15 protein-coding genes are annotated in these 22,526 nt (G+C 59.4%); all 15 read left to right on the top strand.

Features of this window, described 5'->3' with window-relative positions; genetic code table 11:
- Positions 1-52: 52 nt before the first annotated feature.
- The 15 genes from pstB (at position 53) to FYJ40_RS05685 (ending at position 22,299) form a co-directional block, all read left to right on the top strand.
- Positions 53-928, top strand: coding sequence for a phosphate ABC transporter ATP-binding protein PstB (pstB, locus tag FYJ40_RS05755; RefSeq protein ID WP_154517678.1), 876 nt, complete (start codon positions 53-55; stop codon positions 926-928).
- A gap of 64 nt (positions 929-992) precedes the next feature.
- Positions 993-1,721: a response regulator transcription factor gene (locus FYJ40_RS05750; protein WP_154517679.1), complete on the top strand. Its 729-nt coding sequence runs from the start codon at positions 993-995 to the stop codon at positions 1,719-1,721.
- Positions 1,722-1,724: 3 nt separating this feature from the next.
- Positions 1,725-3,149 carry a sensor histidine kinase gene (locus FYJ40_RS05745; RefSeq protein ID WP_370450650.1) on the top strand — a complete coding sequence of 475 codons (1,425 nt, stop codon included), beginning with the start codon at positions 1,725-1,727 and terminating at the stop codon, positions 3,147-3,149.
- A gap of 178 nt (positions 3,150-3,327) precedes the next feature.
- Positions 3,328-3,984, top strand: a complete 657-nt coding sequence (locus FYJ40_RS05740) for a YveK family protein (protein ID WP_154517680.1) — start codon at positions 3,328-3,330, stop codon at positions 3,982-3,984.
- Between the two features lie 3 nt (positions 3,985-3,987).
- Positions 3,988-4,743, top strand: coding sequence for a CpsD/CapB family tyrosine-protein kinase (locus FYJ40_RS05735; protein WP_154517681.1), 756 nt, complete (start codon positions 3,988-3,990; stop codon positions 4,741-4,743).
- Between the two features lie 25 nt (positions 4,744-4,768).
- Positions 4,769-5,419, top strand: a complete 651-nt coding sequence (locus FYJ40_RS05730; RefSeq protein WP_154517682.1) for a tyrosine-protein phosphatase — start codon at positions 4,769-4,771, stop codon at positions 5,417-5,419.
- 39 nt (positions 5,420-5,458) lie between these two features.
- Complete coding sequence (locus FYJ40_RS05725) at positions 5,459-5,959, top strand: GNAT family N-acetyltransferase (protein ID WP_154517683.1); 501 nt, start codon at positions 5,459-5,461, stop codon at positions 5,957-5,959.
- A gap of 202 nt (positions 5,960-6,161) precedes the next feature.
- Positions 6,162-8,186 carry a molecular chaperone HtpG gene (gene htpG, locus FYJ40_RS05720; RefSeq protein ID WP_154517684.1) on the top strand — a complete coding sequence of 675 codons (2,025 nt, stop codon included), beginning with the start codon at positions 6,162-6,164 and terminating at the stop codon, positions 8,184-8,186.
- A gap of 542 nt (positions 8,187-8,728) precedes the next feature.
- The gene (locus FYJ40_RS05715) at positions 8,729-11,503 is read left to right on the top strand and encodes a YhgE/Pip family protein (protein WP_370513638.1); all 2,775 of its coding nucleotides are present in this window, start codon (positions 8,729-8,731) and stop codon (positions 11,501-11,503) included.
- Positions 11,504-13,693, top strand: coding sequence for a YhgE/Pip domain-containing protein (locus FYJ40_RS05710; RefSeq protein ID WP_154517686.1), 2,190 nt, complete (start codon positions 11,504-11,506; stop codon positions 13,691-13,693). It begins immediately after the preceding gene.
- Positions 13,694-13,900: 207 nt separating this feature from the next.
- Positions 13,901-14,884, top strand: a complete 984-nt coding sequence (locus tag FYJ40_RS05705) for a DMT family transporter (protein WP_154517687.1) — start codon at positions 13,901-13,903, stop codon at positions 14,882-14,884.
- A 116-nt stretch (positions 14,885-15,000) separates the two neighbouring features.
- Entirely contained in the window at positions 15,001-16,299 is a 1,299-nt protein-coding gene (locus tag FYJ40_RS05700) for a M20 family metallopeptidase (protein WP_154517688.1), read from the top strand.
- Positions 16,300-16,302: 3 nt separating this feature from the next.
- Positions 16,303-17,607, top strand: a complete 1,305-nt coding sequence (locus FYJ40_RS05695; RefSeq protein ID WP_154517689.1) for an MFS transporter — start codon at positions 16,303-16,305, stop codon at positions 17,605-17,607.
- Between the two features lie 307 nt (positions 17,608-17,914).
- Positions 17,915-19,228: a histidine--tRNA ligase gene (gene hisS, locus FYJ40_RS05690; protein ID WP_154517690.1), complete on the top strand. Its 1,314-nt coding sequence runs from the start codon at positions 17,915-17,917 to the stop codon at positions 19,226-19,228.
- Positions 19,229-19,485: 257 nt separating this feature from the next.
- Complete coding sequence (locus tag FYJ40_RS05685) at positions 19,486-22,299, top strand: phosphoenolpyruvate carboxylase (protein WP_370450652.1); 2,814 nt, start codon at positions 19,486-19,488, stop codon at positions 22,297-22,299.
- Positions 22,300-22,526 lie beyond the last annotated feature (227 nt).

Below are 22,526 nucleotides of genomic sequence, written 5' to 3'. Positions count from 1 at the left end.
CGATTTTTACTATCGATACTGCTGATTTGATATCGATGTGGAGGTATGCGGTATGACGGCTGCTGCGGCTGTGGGGCCCACGGAGCTCGAGGAGCTAATGGAAGCGCAGGCCGAGGCCGCGCATGAGCGCGAAGTTGGGGATGCGACTCGCCCCACGGCAGAGGACCTTGCCGCCTCGCCGACGCGCATCGATGTCGAGGGCCTCGACCTGTTCTATGGAGATCACCACGCGCTTAAGGATGTGTCCATCAAGATCCGCGACAAGCAGATTACCTCGTTTATCGGTCCTTCGGGCTGCGGCAAGTCGACGTTGCTGCGTTGCTTTAACCGCATGAACGACGGCATCAAGGACTGCCGCATCGAGGGCAAGATTGCGCTCGATGGTCAAGATATCCTGGGCGATTACGACATCTGCCGCCTTCGTCAGCGCGTGGGCATGGTGTTCCAGCGCCCCAACCCGTTTCCCATGAGCATCTACGACAACGTCGCCTATGGCCCCCGCGGCATGGGTGTGCGCGATCGCGCTGTGCTGGATGAGCTGGTCGAGGATTCCCTGCGCCGCGCTGCCCTGTGGGACGAAGTCAAGGACAAACTCAAGGAGTCTGGTCTGGGGCTTTCGGGCGGACAGCAGCAACGTTTGTGCATCGCCCGTGCGCTTGCCGTGCGGCCCGATATTCTGTTGATGGACGAGCCGACCTCGGCGCTCGATCCCGTGTCGACGCTCGTGGTGGAGCAGCTGGCCTGCGAGCTCAAAGAGACCTGCACGCTCGTGGTCGTTACACACAATATGCAGCAGGCGGCGCGCATATCCGATTCCGTCGCGTTTTTCTTGCTAGGTGAGTTGGTGGAGCACGCGCCCACCGCTCAGCTTTTCAAAAATCCTACCGACCCGCGTACGGCAGATTACTTGACGGGGCGTTTTGGCTGATACCATCTAGTAAAGGTACCTTTAGGATTAAGATGCGGTCATGCCGGCCGCAAAGGGGTTCAACATGATCTATTACGTCGAGGACGATGACAACATCAGGGATTTGACGGTCTATGCACTGCGCAAGCAGGGGATCGAGGCCGAAGGCTTTTCGTGCGACGGTGAGTTTAAGGCTGCCGTGGCGCGACGGGTGCCCGATGCCGTGCTGCTCGATATCATGCTGCCCGATACCGATGGCTTGGCGATTATGCGTCGCCTTCGTGCCGATCGCCTGACGGAGACGGTGCCCATCATGATGCTTACCGCCAAGGATACCGAGCTCGACAAGGTGATGGCGCTCGATGGCGGTGCCGACGATTATCTGACTAAGCCGTTTTCGCTCATGGAGCTTGCGAGCCGCTGCCGCGCACTGCTGCGTCGCGGCGGCATGGTCAAGCAGGCGAGCGATGTGCTCAGCGTGGGCGATATCGTGCTTTCGCCCAGCCATCGCGAGGTGACCGTTGCCGGCGAGCCGCTTAAGCTCACCCTGCGCGAGTTCGACCTGCTCGAGTACCTCATGCGCAAGCCCGGCGTGGTCTTTACCCGCGAGTCGTTGCTGCAGAGCGTGTGGGGTTGGGACTTCGACGGCGGTTCGCGCACCGTTGACGTGCACGTTCAGACGCTTCGCCAAAAACTGGGCGAGCATGCCAGCGCCATCGAGACCGTGCGCGGCGTGGGCTACCGCTTGGCCGAGCCTTCTGCCGGTGACGGTGCCGAAGGTGACGACACCGCGGCCACCGCATCGGAGGAGTAACCCGTGGTCTTCGCCCCCCAGGGAAAACATACGCTGTCGCACCGCGTTTTTGTGACGATCTTTGTTTGCGCCATGGCGGTTATCGTGGCGTTTACGGTGCTGGGTGCGTTCTTTGTGCAAAACACCTTGGCGGATGCCACGAGTGCCAATCTGGCGCAGGAAACCGAGCTCATTGCTGCCGCCCTCGACGAACAGCAGGAGCCCATCCCGTTCTTGCGTAGCCTCGATCGCGAGGACTTGCGCATTACGCTGATTAACAAGGATGGATCGGTTGCCTACGACAACGAGGCGTCGCCTTCCTCACTGCCCAACCATGGCGATCGCCCCGAGGTCATCGAGGCCTTTGAGAGTGGTTTGGGTTCCGCGGAGCGCGCAAGCTCTACGCTCGACGAGATTATGCTGTATCGCGCCGTCGCCCTTGATAACGGCCAGGTTGTCCGCTTGGCGCAAGCCCAGCCTGGCGTTGCGGCGATTTTGCTGTCGATGGTGGCGCCGATGCTGCTTATCGCAGCAGCGGGTGCAATACTCTCGTTTTTTATGGCGCGCCGCGAGTCCCGTGCAATCATCGCGCCGTTGCAAGAGGTGGATTTGGACCACCCACGCCGTAGCTATGAGCACGCCTATGCCGAGATGGTCCCCATGCTTGAGCGTATCGAGTCGCAGCGCCAGGAACTCAAGCGCCAAATGGCGGTGCTAGCGGACAACGACCGAATGCGCCGCGAGTTCACGGCCAATATCACCCATGAGCTCAAGACCCCGCTTACCGCGATTTCGGGCTATGCCGAACTTATTGCAAACGGCATGGTTGAGGGCGAGGACGACTTGCGCAACTTTGGTGGCCGCATCTATCGCGAGGCGGGCCGCCTGGCAGCGCTCGTCAACGACATTCTTACGCTTTCCAACTTGGACGAGGCGGAGCGAGCATCCGAGGGCGAGGCGGTGCCCATTGGGTCCACAGAACCCATCGAGCTCTCTCGCGCCATTTTGACGGTGGAACAGCGTCTTGAGCAAGTTGCCCGGCAGTCGAATGTGACCATTGGGCACGAGACGAAGCCCATGGTGATCGAAGGCGTGCCGCGCCTGATTGACGAGCTGATCTACAACCTTGCAAGCAACGCCATTCGCTACAACCGACCTGGCGGTACGGTCACGCTGCGCTGCGGGACCAATGACGAGGGTCATCCGTACCTGTCTGTTGCCGATACGGGTATCGGTATTTCGCCCGAGGAGCAGGGTAAAGTGTTCGAGCGTTTTTATCGCGTGGACAAGAGTCGTTCTAAGGCGCGTGGCGGAACCGGCCTGGGTTTGGCGATCGTCAAACACGCCGCTCTGTACCATCACGCCGCGATTGACCTGTCGAGTGAGCCGGGCGTGGGAACCACCATTACGGTAACGTTTCCCGTGCAACAAGAGGGACCGTTCGCGTAGCGGCATAGCAAAAACCGAGGATTAGACAGTACGCCCGCGCCTCCGCTGCCGCGTGAATTGTTGCGCAACTTACACGCGGACGCTGTATCTTATGTATAGAGCTCGGGTATGGTAGAAATATGCGATATTATACGAGCAGTTTTGTCGATACGAACTAGGGAAATGAAAGGCGAACCGCATGACCCTTCTTGAACTGTTCCAGCTGCTTAAAAAGCACCTCAAGCTGGTCATTGCCCTTCCGGTGGTCTGCGCGATCGCCATGGGCGTCGTCTCCTTCATCATGATGGACAACACCTACACCGCCACGACGAGCATGTACATTCTCGCCAAGACCGATGGCGGCCAGACGAGCTACTACAACGATCTGTCTGCAAGCCAGATGCTCTCCAACGACATCGCCACGCTGCTCGATAGCGACAGCGTCAAGAGCGGTGCCGCCAAGGAGCTGGGCCTTTCCAGCCTGGCCGACTATAAGGTGAGTGTTACGAGCGAGACCACGACCCGCGTTATCTCGCTGTCTGTGACCGGTGCCAGCCCCGATGGCGCTGCCGCTGTCGCTAACGCCATGGCCAACTCGGTTTCCACCGTCGCCCAGGACGTCGACGCCGCCCAGGCCGTCAACGTCATCGACAAGGCAAAGGTCCCCACCCAGCCCAGCGGCCCCAACCGCAAGCTCTACATTGCAGTTGCCGCCCTGGCCGGCCTGTTTGTCGCTGTCGCGATTGTTGTGCTGCTCGACATGCTCAACACGCGTGTCCGTTCTGTCGATGACGCCGTCGAGCTGCTCGGCGTGCCCGTTATCGGCCGTTTCCCCGTTGTGAAGGGCGGTAAGTAATCCATGGCCCGTAAAAAGAAGTCCGGCGATACCCTCGCCTTTAACAACGCAGCCAAGACGCTGCTCGCCAACATTCGCTTTGCGAGTGTCGATACGCCCATCAAGTCCATTACGGTGACCTCCTCCATTCCCAACGAGGGCAAGTCCATCATCGCGATCAACCTGGCCAAGGCCATCGCAACCAGCGGCAAGAGCGTTCTCCTCGTTGAGTGCGACATGCGCCACCACACACTTGCCAATATGCTGGGCGTCCGTCATGCCGGCGGCCTGTACGCCGTGCTTTCCGATCAGATGTCGATCGATGAGGCCGTTGTCGACACCGGTCAGCCCAACCTCTTTTTCCTCGACGCCGAGCCGCGCATTCCCAATCCGGCAGACATCGTTGCCTCGCGCCGCTTTGCCAAGCTTGTCGCCGCGCTGGAGGAAAAGTACCGGTACGTCATCTTTGATACGCCGCCCGTGGGCACGTTTGTCGACGCTGCCGAAGTCGCCGCGATCACCGACGGCACCATCTATGTCGTCCGCCAGGACTTTGCCAAGCGCAATGAGATTCTCGCTGCTTTCGATCAGCTCAACAAGGCCGAGGTCAACGTGATCGGTACGGTCATGAACTACTGCGAGACTTTGAGCCACGACTACTATTACTCGTATTATGGCGGGGATAAGGGGCAGAACAACGCTGCGGCGGGGGTCGATCCCACTGTTGGCGGCGCGGCTGCAACGGGCATCCCTGCGAAGGCGCAACGCTTTAAGAAATGAGCAACGACGCAGATAAGAGGGCGATATGCGAGACATCCATTGTCATATCCTGCCCGGAGTCGATGACGGCGCGGCGAACCTCGAGCAAAGCTTGGCGATGCTCGAGGCGGCCCGCGCCGTCGGCGTTACGCACATGGTGTGTACACCACACTGCCGGGACCCGTATTTTGACTTCGAAAAAATGTGGGAGGCCTATCGACTGCTTTGCGCGCATGCGGGCGATATGCATTTGCAGATGGGCTTTGAGGTCAATCATGCCAAGCTCATGGATTTGGGCATCGAATGGGCCGATCGCCTGCATTTCGATGACTCAAACGAGTTTTTGCTTGAGCTCTCGACGCGTGCTGATTCGTATGACTTTGAGGAATACGAGAACACGATCTACGACTTGCAGTGTCGCGGTTGCCAGGTGATTATTGCCCACCCTGAGCGCTACCGTGCCATTCAAAAGGACGTAACCATTGCTAAGCGTCTGGTCGACATGGGCTGTAAGCTGCAGGCTTCTGCCGACTTTATTGCGGGTGGGCGCTTTGGTCGCGAGAAAAAGCCGGCGCAGCGCCTGTTCGATCAAAATCTGTACAGCTTTATCGCGAGTGACGCCCATAACGTGGGCCACTACGATTGCCTGGCAAAAGCGCGTGCGAAGTTTGGCGTGCGCGGGGCTCATTTTCGCTAAAATCTGTCCCTAACGTTCTTACTGAATGAAGGGGCCGCTTTGGATATCCAACTTAAGACAGGTTGCTTTGAGGACGCGGCGCTGGTGCGACGCGCCGTTTTTATGGACGAACAAGGCTATGAAAACGAGTTTGACCAGATTGACGAGGACCCGGGCTGCATCCATGTGACGCTGTATGTGGATGGCCAACTCACCGGCTGCTCGCGCGTGTTTCCCGAGGAGCTGGAGCGCGCGGCAGATGCGGAGGCTCCGGTGCCACCGGCGTGCGACTTGGACGAAGGCGTCGCCGCGGGGGAGACCTACATTATGGGGCGCGTCGCCGTGCTGCCGGCTATGCGTCGTCGCGGGTTGGCAAGCGCGATCGTCGAGGCCAGCGATACATGCGCACGCGATGCCGGAGCTAGACTTATTAAGCTGCACGCGCAGGAATACGTGTTGCCGCTCTATGAAAAGGCTGGCTACACACAAATTGCCCCGGTTGACTACGAAGACGAGGGCCAGCCCCATGCCTGGATGGCCAAGCGCGTAGATGGCAGATAGGGACGTTCCTTTCCTGCCGGCAGTTGGGGACACTCCTCGGCAATTGGCGCATCGGAGTGCTCGGACATACAGTTTTTCGATTCCGCATGTATATATGCGCGCTAATGGGTTATAAAATCTAAGTCTGAACATAGCAGGTCTGCGATACGGCTCGGGTAACCGGGCTGTTTTTGCGGACGGGGGTAGCGCGAAAGGACTGCACATGCGTCAATTTAAGACCGAGAGCAAAAAGTTGCTCGACCTCATGATTAACTCCATCTACACCAACAAGGAAATCTTCCTGCGCGAGCTTATCTCTAACGCGAGCGACGCCGTCGACAAGCTCAACTTTAAGAGCCTGCAGGATCCGAGCGTCAAGCTCGACCAGGGCGACCTGGCTATTCGCGTCTCCTTTGATAAAGACGCCCGCACCATTACCATCTCGGATAACGGCATTGGCATGACCGCCGAGGAGCTCGAGCGCAACCTGGGCACCATCGCCCATTCCGGCTCCGAGGAGTTTAAGACCGAGAACGCCGAGCAGCAGGGCTCGGATGTCGACATCATCGGTCAGTTTGGCGTGGGCTTCTACTCGGCCTTCATGGTCGCCAGCCACGTGAAGGTGGTCAGCCGCGCTTATGGCGAGGATGTCGCCCATGTGTGGGAATCCGACGGTCTTGAGGGCTATACCATCGAGGACGGCGAGCGCGCCGAGCACGGCACCGATGTCATCCTGACGCTGCGCGAGAACGAGAAGCTCGACGCCGATGGCGAGGCCGAGACCTACGATCGCTTCCTGACCGAGTGGGGCCTCAAGAGCCTGATTCAGCAGTACAGCAACTATGTGCGCTACCCGATCCAAATGATGGTCTCCAAGAGCCGCCAGAAACCCAAGCCCGAGGACGCGCCGGAGGATTACAAGCCCGAGTACGAGGACTACCAGGAGCTCGAGACCGTTAACTCCATGACGCCGATCTGGAAGAAGCGCAGCTCCGATGTTGAGCAGAAGGACTATGACGAGTTCTACAAGTCTACGTTCCACGACTTTGACGATCCTGCGCGCACCATCAGCTTCCACGCCGAGGGTACGCTCGAGTACGACGCCCTGCTGTTTGTGCCGGGCCGCGCGCCGTTCGATTTGTACAGCAAGGACTACGAGAAGGGCCTGGCGCTCTACAGCTCCAACGTCCTGATCATGGAGAAGTGCGACGACCTGCTTCCCGACTACTATAACTTTGTCCGCGGCGTCGTGGATTCCGCCGACGTGTCGCTCAACATCTCGCGCGAGACGCTGCAGCAGAACCGTCAGCTCAAGGCCATCGCCAAGCGTGTGGAAAAGAAGATTACCGCCGACCTTGAGGATATGCGTGACAACGACCGCGAGGCCTACGAGAAGTTCTTTGAGAACTTTGGCCGTGGCCTTAAGTACGGCATCTATTCGAGCTATGGCATGAAGGCCGATGAGCTCGCCGACCTGCTGCTGTTCTGGTCTGCCAAGGAGCAGAAGATGATTACCCTGGCCGAGTATGCCAAGGGCATGCCCGAAGATCAGAAGGCCATCTACTACGCCGCCGGCGACTCGCGTGAGCGCTTGGCCAAGATGCCCGTGGTAAAGGGTGTGCTCGACCGAGGCTATGACGTGCTGCTGCTGACGCAGGATGTAGATGAGTTCACGTTCCAGGCTATGCGCGAGTACGTTGCCGTCGATATGCCCAAGATCTACGAGGACGACGCTGCCCGCGAGGCTGCCGAGAAGGCCGTTGCCGACGGTGCCGAGCCCGAGGTCGAGGATCGTCACCTGGAGCTCAAGAATGTCGCTACCGGCGATCTTGACCTGGCGACCGAGGACGAGAAGAAGGAGGCCGAGGACGCCACTAAGGAGAACGAGGACCTCTTTAGCGCCATGAAGGAGGCACTCGGTGACAAGGTCGAGAAGGTCGCCGTCTCTGCGCGCCTGACCGATGCTCCCGCGTGCATCACCACCGAGGGTCCGCTTTCGCTCGAGATGGAGAAGGTGCTTCAGAAGGGTCCCGAGGGTGCGCCCGACGGTATGCCCAAGAGCCAGCGTGTGCTCGAGCTCAACGCCAAGCACCCGGTCTTTGCCAAGCTCGTCGCTGCCCAGAAGGCGGGCGACGCCGACAAGATCAAGCAGTACTCCGGCCTGCTCTATGACCAGGCCCTGCTCGTCGAGGGTATTTTGCCCGAGGACCCCGTTGCCTTCGCGGCGGCTGTCTGCGAGCTTATGTAATTAGGTAGTTACGCGGTTTTACCAAACCGCGTAACGGCTCGACGCTGCCCTCAGTTCCGCCGTTCTGCCGAACGGCGGACCGGTCGACGCTGCAAACGCCCCTAAGCGGCAATCTGACGTTCAATCGTCGGTCGCGTACCGAAGTACGCTTCCCTCCTCTTTCACGTCACCTTGCTCGCTTAGGGGCGTTTTCGCTGACTTATGCTCAACCTACGACGCTTTCATGGTCCTAAGTAGTCATTGGGGACGTTCTTAAATGACTAGTCGTTGGGGACGTTCTTGTTTGACTGGTCGTTTAAGAGCGTCCCCAATGACTAGTTTAAGAACGTTCCTAACGACTAATCGGATTGCTAATTTGTGCGGGTTGTGGTTTTGTGACCTGCTGAAATTTAAGATACTGTACAACTGTACGTTAACTCATCTTCGTAGTATATTGCTACCCGCAAAACTCAATACCATTGTGCATCGAGACGTTAAAACGCCTTCGTACAATGGTTATCGATAGTACGATTCGATTCAACGACAGGATGGATGGTCCAAGCGTGAGTCTCGGCAGCAAACTATCCGATGCAAAGGTCTCCTTTGCGATATTTAAGCGTGACATTAAGCGACTGCTCGTGAACCCCGTCGCCCTGGTGGTTACCCTCGGCGTGTGCGTTATTCCCTCGCTGTATGCCTGGTACAACATCGTGGCAAACTGGGATCCGTACGGAAACACCCAGGGTATCAAGATTGCCATCGCCAACAACGATCAGGGCACCCAAAACGACTTGGTGGGCGAGCTCAACGCGGGCGATAAGGTCGTCGATCAGCTCAAGGAGAACGATCGGCTGGGCTGGACCTTCGTCGATTCGGCGGCCGATGCCAAAGAGGGCGTCGAGAGCGGTAAGTACTATGCGGCCATCGTGATCCCCAAGAACTTCTCGGATAACCTGGTTTCGATGCTCGACGGCAACTACCATCAGCCCAAGCTTACGTACTACGTCAATGAGAAGAAGAGCGCTATTGCGCCGAAGGTTACCGACACCGGCGCAAGCACCATCGAGGAGCAGATCAACTCGGAATTTGTCTCCACGGCGGGCGAGACCGTTGCCGGTATCGCCAAGGATGCCGGAGTCGATTTAAAGGACAAGGCAACCCAGACCCAGGATTCGCTGGCAAGTTCGGTGTCCGAAGCATCCGGTACCTTGGGCGAGGTGCGTGGTTCGATTGGCGACATGAATGCCGCCATCGATAAGACGAGTGGTTCCATTGCCTCGGCAGATGCAGTACTTGCCGGTCTACAGGGTCAGGCGCCGTCGCTGACGCAGGCGATCTCTCAGGGCAACGACATGCTGGGCGAGGCTCGCGCCACGGCGGGTAATTCCATCACCTCGCTCTCTAAGGCGCTCTCGGAGGGCAGCGCCGCGTTGAGCAAGACGTCGGCTTCCGCGTACACCGCAGTCGGAAAGATGACGGGTGCCTTGAAGTCCACAACCACTCGAATCAACAACTCGCTCGATTCGCTTCAGGCGACGATCGACCATAACAATATTCTTATCGACCATCTGCAGGGGCTGGCCGACAGCGCGCCGACGGGCTCGGAAGAAGTTAATGCGCTGATCGCGTCTGCGATTGCTATGCTTCGAGGGCAAAATGAGAGCCTTTCGGCCGTCAAGAATAATCTCTCCGATCAGTCAAGCGCTATTGAAGAAGACGCTTCGGCTGTTTCGGTCGCCAGCGATGCTATCGATAAAGCGATCAAAACCGGTACGACCAACATGAATCAGGCTCAGACGGACCTGGGGCAGGACGCGCTGCCGAAGGCTTCGAGTGCACTCGATTCCTTTGCTTCCGTCTCGGGTGATCTGACGGGAATCGTATCTGGTCTTACTCCCACGATTGCGAGCGCGCGCGGTACACTTTCGCAACTCAACGCTACGCTCGGTCAGGCCAAGACCACACTGTCCCAGACCGACGACTCTCTTGCCAAGGTCCAGGACAGGCTCGCAACCGCTGCCAACGACATCGCGGCCCTGCAGACCTCCGAGTCCATGGGCGAGCTGGCTGATCTGATGGGCGTCGATGTCAATGACGTCGCAGATTTTATGGCATCTCCGGTCGAGCTGACCTCAAAGTCAATTTATCCGGTCAAGAGCTTCGGCTCGGGCATTGCTCCTTTCTACACCAATCTGGCACTGTGGGTGGGCGGCTATGTGCTCATCGCCATCTACAAGCTCGAGGTCGACCGCGAGGGCATCGGCAGCTTTACCGCGCGTCAGGGCTACTTTGGTCGCTGGTTGCTCCTGGTGATCCTGGGCGCGTTCCAGGCCATCATCGTTACGGTGGGCGATCTGGTCATTGGCGTTCAGTGCGTCAATCCGCTGCTCTTTGTGCTGGGCGGCATCGCTATCTCGTTCACCTACGTCAACATCATCTATGCGCTGTCCACTACCTTTAAGCATATCGGCAAAGCCATTGGCGTCATCCTCGTCATTGTGCAGATCCCCGGCTCGTCGGGCATGTACCCCATCGAGATGATGCCCGGCTTCTTCCAGTGGCTGCACCCGCTGCTGCCCTTTACCTACGGCATCAATCTGCTGCGCGAGACCGTCGGCGGCATGTATTCGTTCAACTACCTGTTTAACCTGTGCATTCTGGGCGTGTTCTTGATCGTGGCGCTCTTTATCGGCCTGCAGCTGCGTCCGCTGCTGCTCAACCTTAACCTGCTCTTTGATAAACAGCTTTCCACGACCGGTATGATGATTTGCGAGTCCAACGACCTGCCGCGCCAGCGCTACTCGCTGCGCACGGCCATGCGTGTCATGCTCGATTCCGATTCGTACCGTCGCGAACTGCTCGATCATGCGGTCGCCTTTGAGCATCGCTACCCGTACTACATCAAGGGCGGTTTTGCCGCCGTGGTAGGCGTGCAGGTCCTGCTCTTTGTCCTGTCGACGGTGCTCGATATCGACAATAACGGCAAGATCATCCTGCTTGTCATTTGGATCATCTCGGTTATTGCCATCTGCGGCTGGCTTATCAATATCGAATATATCCGCGCGAGCCTCAATACCCAGATGCGTATCTCGGCGCTTTCGGACGAGGACCTGCGCCGCGAGATGCGCGAGCACACGGCTGCCATCCCCGCCGCCCGTCGCATGTTTGGTCTCAACGCCAGCGAGCGGGGCACCAAGGACAGCGAACAGCCCACGAGCCGTCTGCCGCATATCGGTGCGCATCGTAAGGCTCAAGATGCCGACGGCGTTGACAACGTAAACGGAAACGACGGGGACACCACCCCGCTTGGCAAGCACTCCAAAGGAGGTGAGGCATAAATGAAGAACATCCTGCATCTGTTTAAGCGCGATGTCCAAAACGTGTCTCGCTCCGTGATCGGCTTGATTGTCGTGATGGGCCTCATTATCGTGCCGTGTCTGTACGCGTGGTTTAACATCGCCGGCAGCTGGGATCCGTACGGCAACACCGGCAATCTTAAGATTGCCGTGGTCAACACCGACGAGGGCTACGAGAGCGATCTGATTCCCGTCGAGGTCAACGTGGGCGAAAACGTAACCGCCACCCTGCGCGGCAACGAGAACTTCGACTGGGTTGTCCTCAACGACCGCGATAAGGCGATCGAGGGCGTTAAGTCGGGCGCGTACTACGCTGCCGTCGTTATCCCTAAGACGTTTAGCGCCGACATGATGACGCTTTTCTCGACTGAGGTGAAGCACGCCGATATCGAGTTTTACGAGAACCAGAAGGCCAACGCCATCGCGCAGATCGTGACCGAGAAGGGTTCGAGCGCCGTTCAAAGCCAGGTTAACGAAACTTTTACCAAGACCATCACGAGCATCGGCCTTAAGACGGTGTCCAGCCTGCTCGATTACATGAGCACCGACCAGGTGAGCAACTTTATCGCCAACCTGTCCTCGACGCTGGGCGATTCGGTCCAGGACCTGCAGGGCGTTCAGGCCAGCGCAACGTCGCTTGCGGGCATTTTGAGCTCCACGTCCGATTCGCTGACGTCGGCGAGCGGTATGCTCAAGCAGTCCGGATCGACCGAGGAGTCGGTGAAGCAGCTCATGCAGCATGCCGAGAGCGGTATTGCCGATTCCGAGCAAGCGCTCAAGTCCGCCAGCGATGCGATCGATGCCGCTATTGATGGGAGCGCGGGTTCGTTCGATAAAGTATCCACCGAGCTCGCAAATGCATTCGATGCTGTGAACCGACATGTCGACCCTACCGTGTCTCAGCTTAAGGGTGCTGCCGACTCGCTCTATGCGCGTGCCAACAAGATTGCTGACACGGCGAATGAGCTCCGTAGTCTTGCTGGCCAGGTGAGTAACGATAAGCTCAAGGCAGGGCTTGAGGACGCGGCTGCTGAGCTTGACAAAACCGAGAAGGAGTACCGCAACAATGCCAATGAGCTGTCGAATATCGCGACGTCGCTCACGAACAGTATGGTAGAGGTTAACAAGTCGCGTGATGCGGTCGACCAGGCAATAGCGGATGCCAAGGCTGGCATCTCGGGCGCCAAGATTGACTATGACTCTACGTTTTCGGTCAAGGCCAAAGAACTCAAGAAGACTATTTCAGGCGTTTTGGATTCGCTCGATGGCATCTCGGGCGATCTGGACAGCGCCGTAGACGGCCTGACCGACGCATCCGGTTCGCTGTCAAAGGGCCTCTCCAAGGCTGCAAAGCTGGTCAACATGGCTTCCGATCAGCTGGGCGAGGCGTCGGACAAGATCGGCGCGTTTAAGGACGAGCTCGACGGTGCCCTTATGTCTGATGATCTAGCCACGATCAAGACGATGATCGGCAACGACCCCGAGGGCCTCGCCGCGTCGCTTTCCGGTCCCGTCGCGCTCGACCGCAAGCCGGTCTACCCGATTCGCAACTACGGTTCGGCCATGGCGCCGTTCTATACGATTCTGTCGCTGTGGGTGGGTTCGATTGTGCTGGCAGCCATGATGAAGGTCTCGGTTGACGATGAGCTTATCAACGAGCTCATCCCCGTGCGCCTGCACGAGATCTACCTGGGCCGTTATCTGTTCTTTGGCGGTCTGGCCTTGCTGCAGGCAACGCTCGTGTGCGCGGGCGATATTCTGTTCTTTGGCATTCAGTGCGACAACCCCCTGCAGTTTGTGCTTGCCGGCTGGGTCGCGAGCCTCGTGTTCTCCAATATCGTCTACACGCTTACGGTATCGTTTGGAGATATCGGTAAGGCCCTCGCCGTCGTGCTGTTGGTCATGCAGGTCGGCGGTTCGGGCGGTACGTTCCCCATCGAGATGACCGGTCCTGTGTTCCAGGCGATCTACCCGTTCCTGCCGTTTACCCATGGCATCAATGCCATGCATGCCGCCATGGCTGGCGCCTACCATATGGAGTACTGGGTTGAGCTGGGTATTCTGGCGAGCTATCTGATTCCGTCGCTGGCCCTGGGTGTGGTCTTCCGTCGTCCGGTCATCAAAGCCAACGACTGGATTATCGAAAAGCTGGAGAGTACAAAACTAATCTAGCGCAACAATGTGAACACTGACATTGCCGGAGCATCGAGGCTTTTCTGTTCGATACTTTAGTGGGCTGAATTGCGTGGGCTGCTTGATTGTTGCTACAGTTGCGGGGCGTGCCGGGGGTCCGGCGCGTCCCGTTTTTATTTGACCATGAGGCGGCATGCGGTCGCGCGCGTGCGGACACCACGCCCAGACCGAGCGCGAGGATGCCCTATGGCCCATCATGCCGTTATTGAAATCGAAAATATGCCCGATAGCCCTGTAGCCCGCGAAGACCTGGGTGCCGGCGGTGCCTCTCGCGGTGCCGGTGCGCGCTCGCCGCTGTTCTGGAAGGTCTTGCTGCTTTCGATAGCGGTCATCTGGGGCTATTCCTTTACCACCATGAAGGACGCGCTCGATACCATTCCGGTGTTCGAGCTGCTCTACATTCGCTTTCTTCCGGCGTCGCTGGTCATGCTTGCCGTCTTCCACAAGCGCATTGTTGCCCATTTCAACGCTCGAAATCTGATTGTTGGACTTGGCATGGGCGCGCTCATGTGGGGTGCCTACGGTTTGCAGACGATTGGCCTGGCGCAGACCACGGCAGGCAAAAGCGCGTTTTTGACGGGCACGTACTGTATCTTGGTTCCGTTTGCGAGCTATGTCCTAAGCGGCGAAAAACTTACCCGTTACAACTTGGGCGCCGCGTTGCTGTGTCTGGCGGGCATTGGCTTGGTGGCGCTTGATAGCGTCGAGTTCAATGCCGGCGATGTTATTACGCTGGGCGGCGCGGTCTTCTTTGCCATCCAGATGGCGGTGGCCGCTAAGTACGGTCGCAAGATGGACATCAACGTCATTACGTTTTGGATGTTTGCGGGCAACGGTGTGCTGTGCCTGATCTCTTCGCTGCCGTTCGAGACCCAGGCGCCTTTATCCGTGTGGACGCCGAGCTTCATTGGCGTGATGGCATTCCTCTCGGTAGGCTGCACATGCGTGGGTTTGCTCATCCAAAACGTGGGCTTGGCGCATGTCCCGGCCTCGACGGGCTCACTACTGCTTTCGATGGAGTCGCCATCGGGCGTGCTGTTCTCGGTGCTGCTGATGGGGGAGGTGCTCACCTCGCGTTTGCTTGCCGGCTTTGCGCTCATCTTCCTGTCGATTATCTTGAGCGAGACGCACTTTGGCTTTTTGCGTAAAAAGCCGCGAGCGCGTTTGTAAACAATCTGTTGCGCCGTCCCTCTGGGGCGGCGTTTTTTATGCGTCGCCTTTAAAGTTATGCCCTGCACTTTAGAGTATGAAAGTGCTTGCTGCTAAAACTTTACTGGAGGGCATCTATGGCACCAGCTCTGTCCGATTTCCAACCACAACCAGCGCTTCAGACCTCAGCGGCGGCGCAAGCCGCCATTGGCGACGGTCTGGTCAAAGAGGCTCAGGCTTTTGCCGATGAGCTTGCCGCATGGCGTCACGATCTGCATCGGATGCCCGAACTCGGTAACGACCTCCCACAGACCTCTGCGTATATCCAAGCGCGCCTGAACGAGATGGACATCCCATTTTCCACGCTCGTCGATGGTTCCTGCGTTGTGGGCCTTGTCGGTGCCGGTGCCGCCGCGGCCCAGGGCAATGGCGTCTGCACGGACGAACAGGCCGGTACGGTCGTTATGCTGCGCGGCGACATGGATGCCCTGCCCGTTGTCGAGGAATCCGGCGAGCCCTTTGCATCTACCAATGGCTGCATGCATGCTTGCGGTCACGATATGCACGCGACGGCGCTGCTTGGTGCGGCGCGCCTGCTCAAGGCTCGCGAGGCCGCGCTTGTCGACGCCAATGCCACCGTCAAGCTGTTGTTCCAGCCGGGCGAGGAGACCTTTGAGGGGGCACGTGCTGCCATCGCCGACGGCTTGCTCGAGAACCCGCGTCCTCAGGCGGCTTTTGCCATGCATGTCAACAGCCAGTCGCCGCTTGGCCTGGTGCTCTACGGCAGCCCGGCGCTTTCGGGCGTGTACGGTTTCCGCATTACGCTGCAGGGCAAGGGCGGCCACGGTTCGAGCCCCGAGATCTGCATCGACCCCATCACGGCAGGCGTGCATGTGCACCTGGCGCTCCAGGAGCTTATCGCTCGCGAGGTGCCGGCGGCCAAGGAGGTCGCGCTCACCGTGGGTAAGTTTGCCGGTGGCCAAGCGGCCAATGTGATTCCCGACACCTGCGTGCTCGAGGGAACATTGCGCGGCTTTGACGTTGAGCTCATGGAGCACCTCAAGACCCGCATCGCGGAGGTCGTCAAAGGCGTTGCCACGACTTATCGTACGCCGGCGACTATCGAGACGCTCTCGGATGTTCCCCCGCTCGTGCTCGATGACGATATGACCCAGGCTTCGCTTGGCTATGTGGGTGCGACGTTGCCCAAGGTCGCCTTCCTGCCTCTGTTCCATGCCATGGCGAGCGAGGACTTTGCGCTTATCTCGAGCGAGATACCGAGCGCGTACTTTACGCTCGGTGCGGCTGTGACCGATACGGACGAGCACTTTGCCCAGCACCATCCCAAGGCACGCTTTAGCGATGCTGAGTTGCCGCTCGGCGCCGCGGCTTATGCGGCGGTCGCCCTGGGCTATATCGCCGACCACAAGGAGTAATCCATGTCCCAGCAGCATAAATTCTTCCCCGGTTGGCTCGTCGTGGCCTCCGGCTTTGTCATCATGGCCACGTGTTACACGATTTTCGTTAACTGCATGAGCCTGTTTCAGCCGCTTATCGTGAGCGACTTGGGCATTTCCCTTGCTCAGTACAACATCTCCAACGCCATCTCAACCGTGGTGAGCGTTGTCGGCTCGCTTGTCATTGGCCATGTTGCCGACAAAGTGAGCGGTCGCATCTTGGGTTCCCTTACCGTTATCGCCACCTCTGCCGTTCTTGCCGGGATGAGCTTTGTCGGTGAGCTGTGGCAGGTCTACGTGCTCTTTGCCGTCTCGGGCTGCTTTGCCGTCGCCTCGACCCGCCTGCTCATTAGCCTTGTGACCGCCAACTGGTTTACGGCCAAGCGAGGTCTTGCGATCTCCATAGCACTTTCGGGCTCGGGCTTTGGAGGCGCTGTTCTGTCTCCCACCGTGAGCTCGCTTATCGTGAGCGTTGGCTGGCGTTCCGCCTTCCTGGTGCTCGCGGCTATCTGCATGGTGGCGGCGCTGCCCATCACGGCCTATTCCTTCCGCACCAAGCCTTCTGAGATAGGCCTTAAGCCGCTCGGCGAGAACCCGGGCGATCCGTCCGTCTCGACAGCTGGCGACAAGGACGAGCACACGGCTCCCGAGGTTAACGTCGGTTGGTCTCGCATCAAGAAGAGCCCAGCGTTTTGGCTGCTTGTCGTCGCCTTTCTCTTTATGGGCCTCGTTAACGGTGCCATCTTGCCCAACCAGGTCACCAACATGACGAGCGTTACCGTCAACGGCGCCAAGATCGTCACGGGCGGTCACGACCCCGTGTGGGCGGGCACTGTGCTTTCGGCCTATATGGTCACCGTCGTTATCGCCAAGATTTCGCTCGGCGTCATTTACGATCGCTTTGGCCTACGTTTTGGCAACGTGTTGGGATCCGTTGCGTGCATTATCGCCTGCGTCGCCCTGTGCTTCCCCGCGACCGATCTTGGTCCCATTGTGGCTGCCGTGAGCTTTGGTGTCGGAACGTGCATGGGCACCATCACGCCCACTATCGCCGCGTCCAAGCAGTTTGGCATGGCCGATCTGGGCAAGGTCACGGGCACCATTACCTCGCTCGAGATGGTCGGCGGCACCGTGGGTGCCATTGTCTCGGGCGTGCTGTTCGATGCCACGGGCTCCTTTGCGAGCACCTGGATCGTGTGCCTGGTGTGTTCTGTGGTCATGCTCGTATTCCTGCTGGCATCCGAGCCCATCGCCGCTAAGCTGCGTGCGAGCGTGGCGGGGGAATAGACGTCCGTCGCTCTTTTCTGTTCGCCCCGTGTTCTGTCCGTGGCCGCCTTGGAAGCCGAATGGATGCTCGTACCATCATTCGGTTTCCAAGGCGGCCACGGGTATACAAAATGATCCGTTTTCCTCTGTCCCCAACAGATCGTGTGATTCGAAGGGGGCGGAGGAAAGCGGATCGGCTGCAGCGGCGGCACGTCTGGCCGAACGAGCCCCCATACCCTCGTTCGGTCAGACGCGTCGCCGCGTTTTGTTTTTGTGCCGTATAATGACCACTACCTATGACGCGATACTAAAAGAAAGGTGTTTGCCCATGCAGGCACAGAAGGCGGAGGGAACCCGCGACCTTATCGGCGCCGAGATGCGCGCCTGGCAAAAGATGCAGCGGATTGCTGCCGGCGTGTTCGAGCCGTTTGGCTTTAAGCCCATCGAGACGCCCGCGATCGAGCAGGTGGACGTGTTTGTCCACGGCATCGGCCAGTCGACCGATGTCGTGCGCAAGGAGATGTTCCGCGTGTTTAGCGGCGCCAACCTGGAGCGTGTCTTTACCGAGGGCACCGATGCCAAGCTCAAGCCCAAACAGCGCTTGGCGCTTCGTCCCGAGGGCACTGCCGGCGTGGTGCGCGCCGTCGTGGAGAACAACCTGGTGCCCCAGGGCTCCACGCCGTTTAAGGCCTACTATGCCGAGGCCATGTTCCGCGGCGAGCGCCCCCAGAAGGGCCGCCTGCGTCAGTTCCATCAGGTGGGCATCGAGTGGCTCGGTGCTCCCGATCCGGCTGCGGACGCCGAGTGCATCATTATGCTCATGGAGTTCTACAAGCGTCTGGGCTTCGACCTTTCCAAGCTCCGTCTGCTCATTAACTCGATGGGTGATGCCCAGTGCCGTCCGGCCTATCGCGAGCAGGTCAAGCAGTTCATTCTCGATCACGCCGACGAGATGTGCGATGAGTGCCGCGAGCGCGCCGAGCTCAACCCGCTGCGCGCCTTCGACTGCAAGAACGACCATTGCCGCGAGATCATGGCCGAGGCCCCGCTGATGGGCGACAACCTGTGCGACGAGTGCCGCGAGCACTACGAGCAGGTCAAGCGCTATCTGGATGCCGCCGGCATCGAGTATGTCGAGGACCCCACCCTGGTGCGCGGCCTGGACTACTACACCCGTACCGTCTTTGAGGTCGAGGCCCCCGGCGCCGGCGTCGGCTCCATCGGTGGCGGCGGCCGCTACGACGGCCTGGTCGAGCTCGAGGGCGGCAAGCCCACGGCCGGTGTCGGCTTCGCCGTCGGTTTTGAGCGCGCCCTGCTGGCCCTGCAGGCCTTTGGCAGCGACCTGGGTGCCGATGAGGCTCCGTGTGTCTACGTTGCCAACGCCGGCAAGGAACTGCGTCAGAACGTTTTTGCCATTACGCAGAAGCTTCGCGCCGCAGGCATCGTGACCGAGGCAGACTATCAGGGTCGTTCGCTCAAGGCTCAGTTTAAGCAGGCCGACAAGGTGGGCGCCAAGCTCATTTTGGTCTTGGGCGGCGACGAGCTTGCCGCCGGCAAGGTCAAGGTGCGCGACATGCAGAGCCATGACGAGGTGCTGGTCGATTTGTCCAACGTTGTCGAGGCGGTTCGCGAGCGCCTGTAGGGCATCATTTTGAGCTGCGGGTCCGCTAACGCGTCCCGCTCGCGGCGAACGATTGTTACGGGGGTGTTTCGCTTTTATGCGGAATGTCCCCGTTTGCATATGCCGCCCACCGAGAAATACGACCATTTGGGGCAAAAAGCCTTGCAATGCAGAAAATACTTTTGTGTGGTAAAGCGCAATCAGTGTCGAAAGTATTTCTCAAGTGCCTATAATGAATACCGCATGTTACGTGCATAGAAGGAGGAATGGGAGGAAACGTGGCTGAGAACCTAAGCAACCAGTCTGTACCCGAAGCCGCGGCGCGCGTCGCTGCCGTGGTCAACCGCCTCGTTAACCGAATCGGCTCGAATGCCGAGTCCAGGGAGCGTCTCGCCGAGATTGAGATTCCCGAGGAGCTGCGCGACAACCTTGCGCTGTTCCTGCGCCTGGAGCGCCGTGTGCTTAGCGAGTATGATCCCGAGATCGCGGACCTGTTCGACAAGATTCTGTCGGCCGAGATCGTGGCCAATGCCGGCAACCCCGGTAGCCGTGCCGCCGACGAGGCCGTCGACGAGCAGGGCGTGCCCACCGCCGACGAGCCCACTGCTGTGGCGTTTCGCGAGGTCGTCGATTTGATCGACAGCCTGCCGCTCGATAAGCAGCAGGTTATCGTCCGCGCCTTTACGAGCTTCTTCCATCTGGCAAACCTGTCGGAGGAGAACTACCGTGTGAAGCAGCTGCGCGAGCGTGAGGCCGGCGCATCGACCGATACCGAGGTCGATCCCGCCAACGAACTCACCGTCGCCTATCACCAGCTGGTGGATGAGATGGGTGTCGAGGGCGCCAACGAGCTGCTCGGCAAGCTTGAGTTCCATCCCGTCTTTACCGCGCATCCCACCGAGGCCCGTCGCAAGGCCGTCGAGGGCAAGATTCGCCGTATCTCTAACCTGCTGGAGGAGCGTCCGCGTCTGGGCGGCTCCGACCTGGTGGAGAACGAGCGCCATATGCTGCAGGAGATCGACGCCCTGGTGCGTACGAGCCCCATCGCGCTCAAGAAGCCCACGCCGGTCGAGGAAGCCGATACCATCATCGACATCTTCGATAACACGCTGTTCGACGTCATCCCCGTCATCTATCGTCGCTTTGACGACTGGGTGCTGGGTGACAAGGCCGGTACCGTGCCGCCGCTGTGCCCGGCGTTCTTCCATCCCGGCAGCTGGATCGGTTCCGACCGCGACGGTAACCCCAACGTCACCGCCAAGGTGAGCCGTGAGGTCGCCGCCAAGTACTTCACCCACATGGTGCTCAAGCTCGAGGACAAGTGCCGCCGCATCGGCCGCAACCTCACGCTCGAGGCCACCTACAGCAAGCCGTCTGCCGAGCTCATCAACCTGTGGAACCATCAGGTCGAGATGAGTGCCCATTACACGGCCCGCGCCGAGCTTATCTCCGAGCACGAGCCGCATCGCGCCGTCATGCTCGTCATGGCCGACCGTCTGAACGCCACCGTACGTCGTATCACCGACACCATGTATCACAGCGCCGACGAGTTCCTAGATGACCTGCGCGTCGTCCAGCGTTCGCTGGCTGCCTGCGGTGCCGTCCGTGCCGCCTACGGCCCGGTGCAGACCATCATCTGGCAGGTCGAGTCCTTCGGCTTCCATATGGTCGAGATGGAGTTCCGTCAGCACTCCGTGGTGCATGCCCGCGCCCTCAAGGATATCCACGAAAACGGTATCCATGGCGACCTGCAGCCCATGACGCGCGAGGTCATCGACACCTTCCGCGCTATCGGCTCCATCCAAAAGCGCTACGGCAAGAAGATGGCACACCGCTACATCATCTCGTTTACCAAGAGTGCCCAGCATGTGGCCGACGTCTTTGAGCTGGCCCACCTGTCCTTCGCACACGAGGAGGACGTTCCCGAGCTCGACGTGATCCCGCTGTTCGAGCAGCTCGAGGACCTCGAGGGCTGTGTTGACGTGCTCGACCAGATGCTTACGCTGCCCGTGGTGCAGAAGCGTCTTGCCCAGACCAACCGCCGCATGGAGGTTATGCTGGGCTACTCCGACTCCTCCAAGGATGCCGGTCCTACCACGGCCATGCTTGCGCTGCACTCCGCGCAGGAGCGCATCGCCAAGTGGGCCGAGAAGAACGATATCGACCTGGTGCTCATGCACGGTCGCGGCGGCGCCGTGGGCCGTGGTGGCGGCCCGGCCAACAAGGCCGTACTGGCGCAGCCCAAGGGTTCGGTCAACTGTTTCTTTAAGCTCACCGAGCAGGGTGAGGTTATCTTTGCCCGTTACGGCAACCGCACGCTGGCTCAGCGTCATGTTGAGTCCGTTGCCGCCGCAACGCTTTTGCAGTCGGCCCCGAGCGTCGAGAAGACCAACACCGAGACCACGCAGAAGTTCTGGGATATGGCCGAGAAACTCAACGCCGCAAGCCACGAGCGCTATCTGGACCTGCTGAACACCGAGGACTTTGCACCGTGGTTCTCGACTGTGACGCCGCTGACCGAGGTCGGTCTGCTGCCGATTGGCTCGCGTCCCGCCAAGCGCGGCTTGGGTGCCAAGTCGCTCGACGACCTGCGTACCATTCCGTGGATTTTCAGCTGGAGCCAGGCACGCATTAACCTGGCCGCTTGGTACGGCCTGGGCACCGCCTGCGAGCAGCTGGGCGATCTTGACCAGCTCAAGGCTGCCTACCAGGAGTGGCCGTTCTTCCGCACCTTTATCGACAACATTGAGATGTCGATTGCTAAGACCGATCAGCGCATTGCCAAGATGTATCTGCATCTGGGCGACCGCGATGATCTGTCCAAGAAGGTCTTTACCGAGATGCAGCTCACCCGTAAGTGGGTCCTTGCCATCGTTGGTGACGAGTGGCCGCTGCAGCGTCGTCGCGTGCTCGGCTGTGCCGTTCGCGTGCGTAACCCCTACGTCGACGCCCTGTCCATCGCCCAGGTCCGCGCCCTTCGCGAGGTGCGTATGAACCAGGACGAGATGGCCGAGGAGAAGAAGGCCGAGTACATGAGCCTGATTCTTTCGACTGTGACCGGCGTCTCGGCAGGTCTGCAGAACACGGGGTAATCGATAGCCCTGTGGCTCTCACCGGGGCCCGACGGGTTTCCCTCTGAATGCGTCCTCGCACTTGAAGCCCCCTTATCCTGCTCCTTCGGAGCTGCGGATAAGGGGGCTTCGTGCTGCGGAATGCATTCAGAGGGAAACCCGTCGGGCCCCTTCGTCCTCGGTCCTCTGGAATTAAAGCTGAGGAGAAGAATGGCGCGCTTCGCGCTTAGCGTGGAGTGCGGCGAGGG

Source organism: Collinsella sp. WCA1-178-WT-3 (M1) (assembly GCF_009696325.1).
In the GTDB taxonomy this organism is placed as follows: domain Bacteria; phylum Actinomycetota; class Coriobacteriia; order Coriobacteriales; family Coriobacteriaceae; genus Collinsella.
This window is presented reverse-complemented; position numbering and strand designations above follow the sequence as displayed.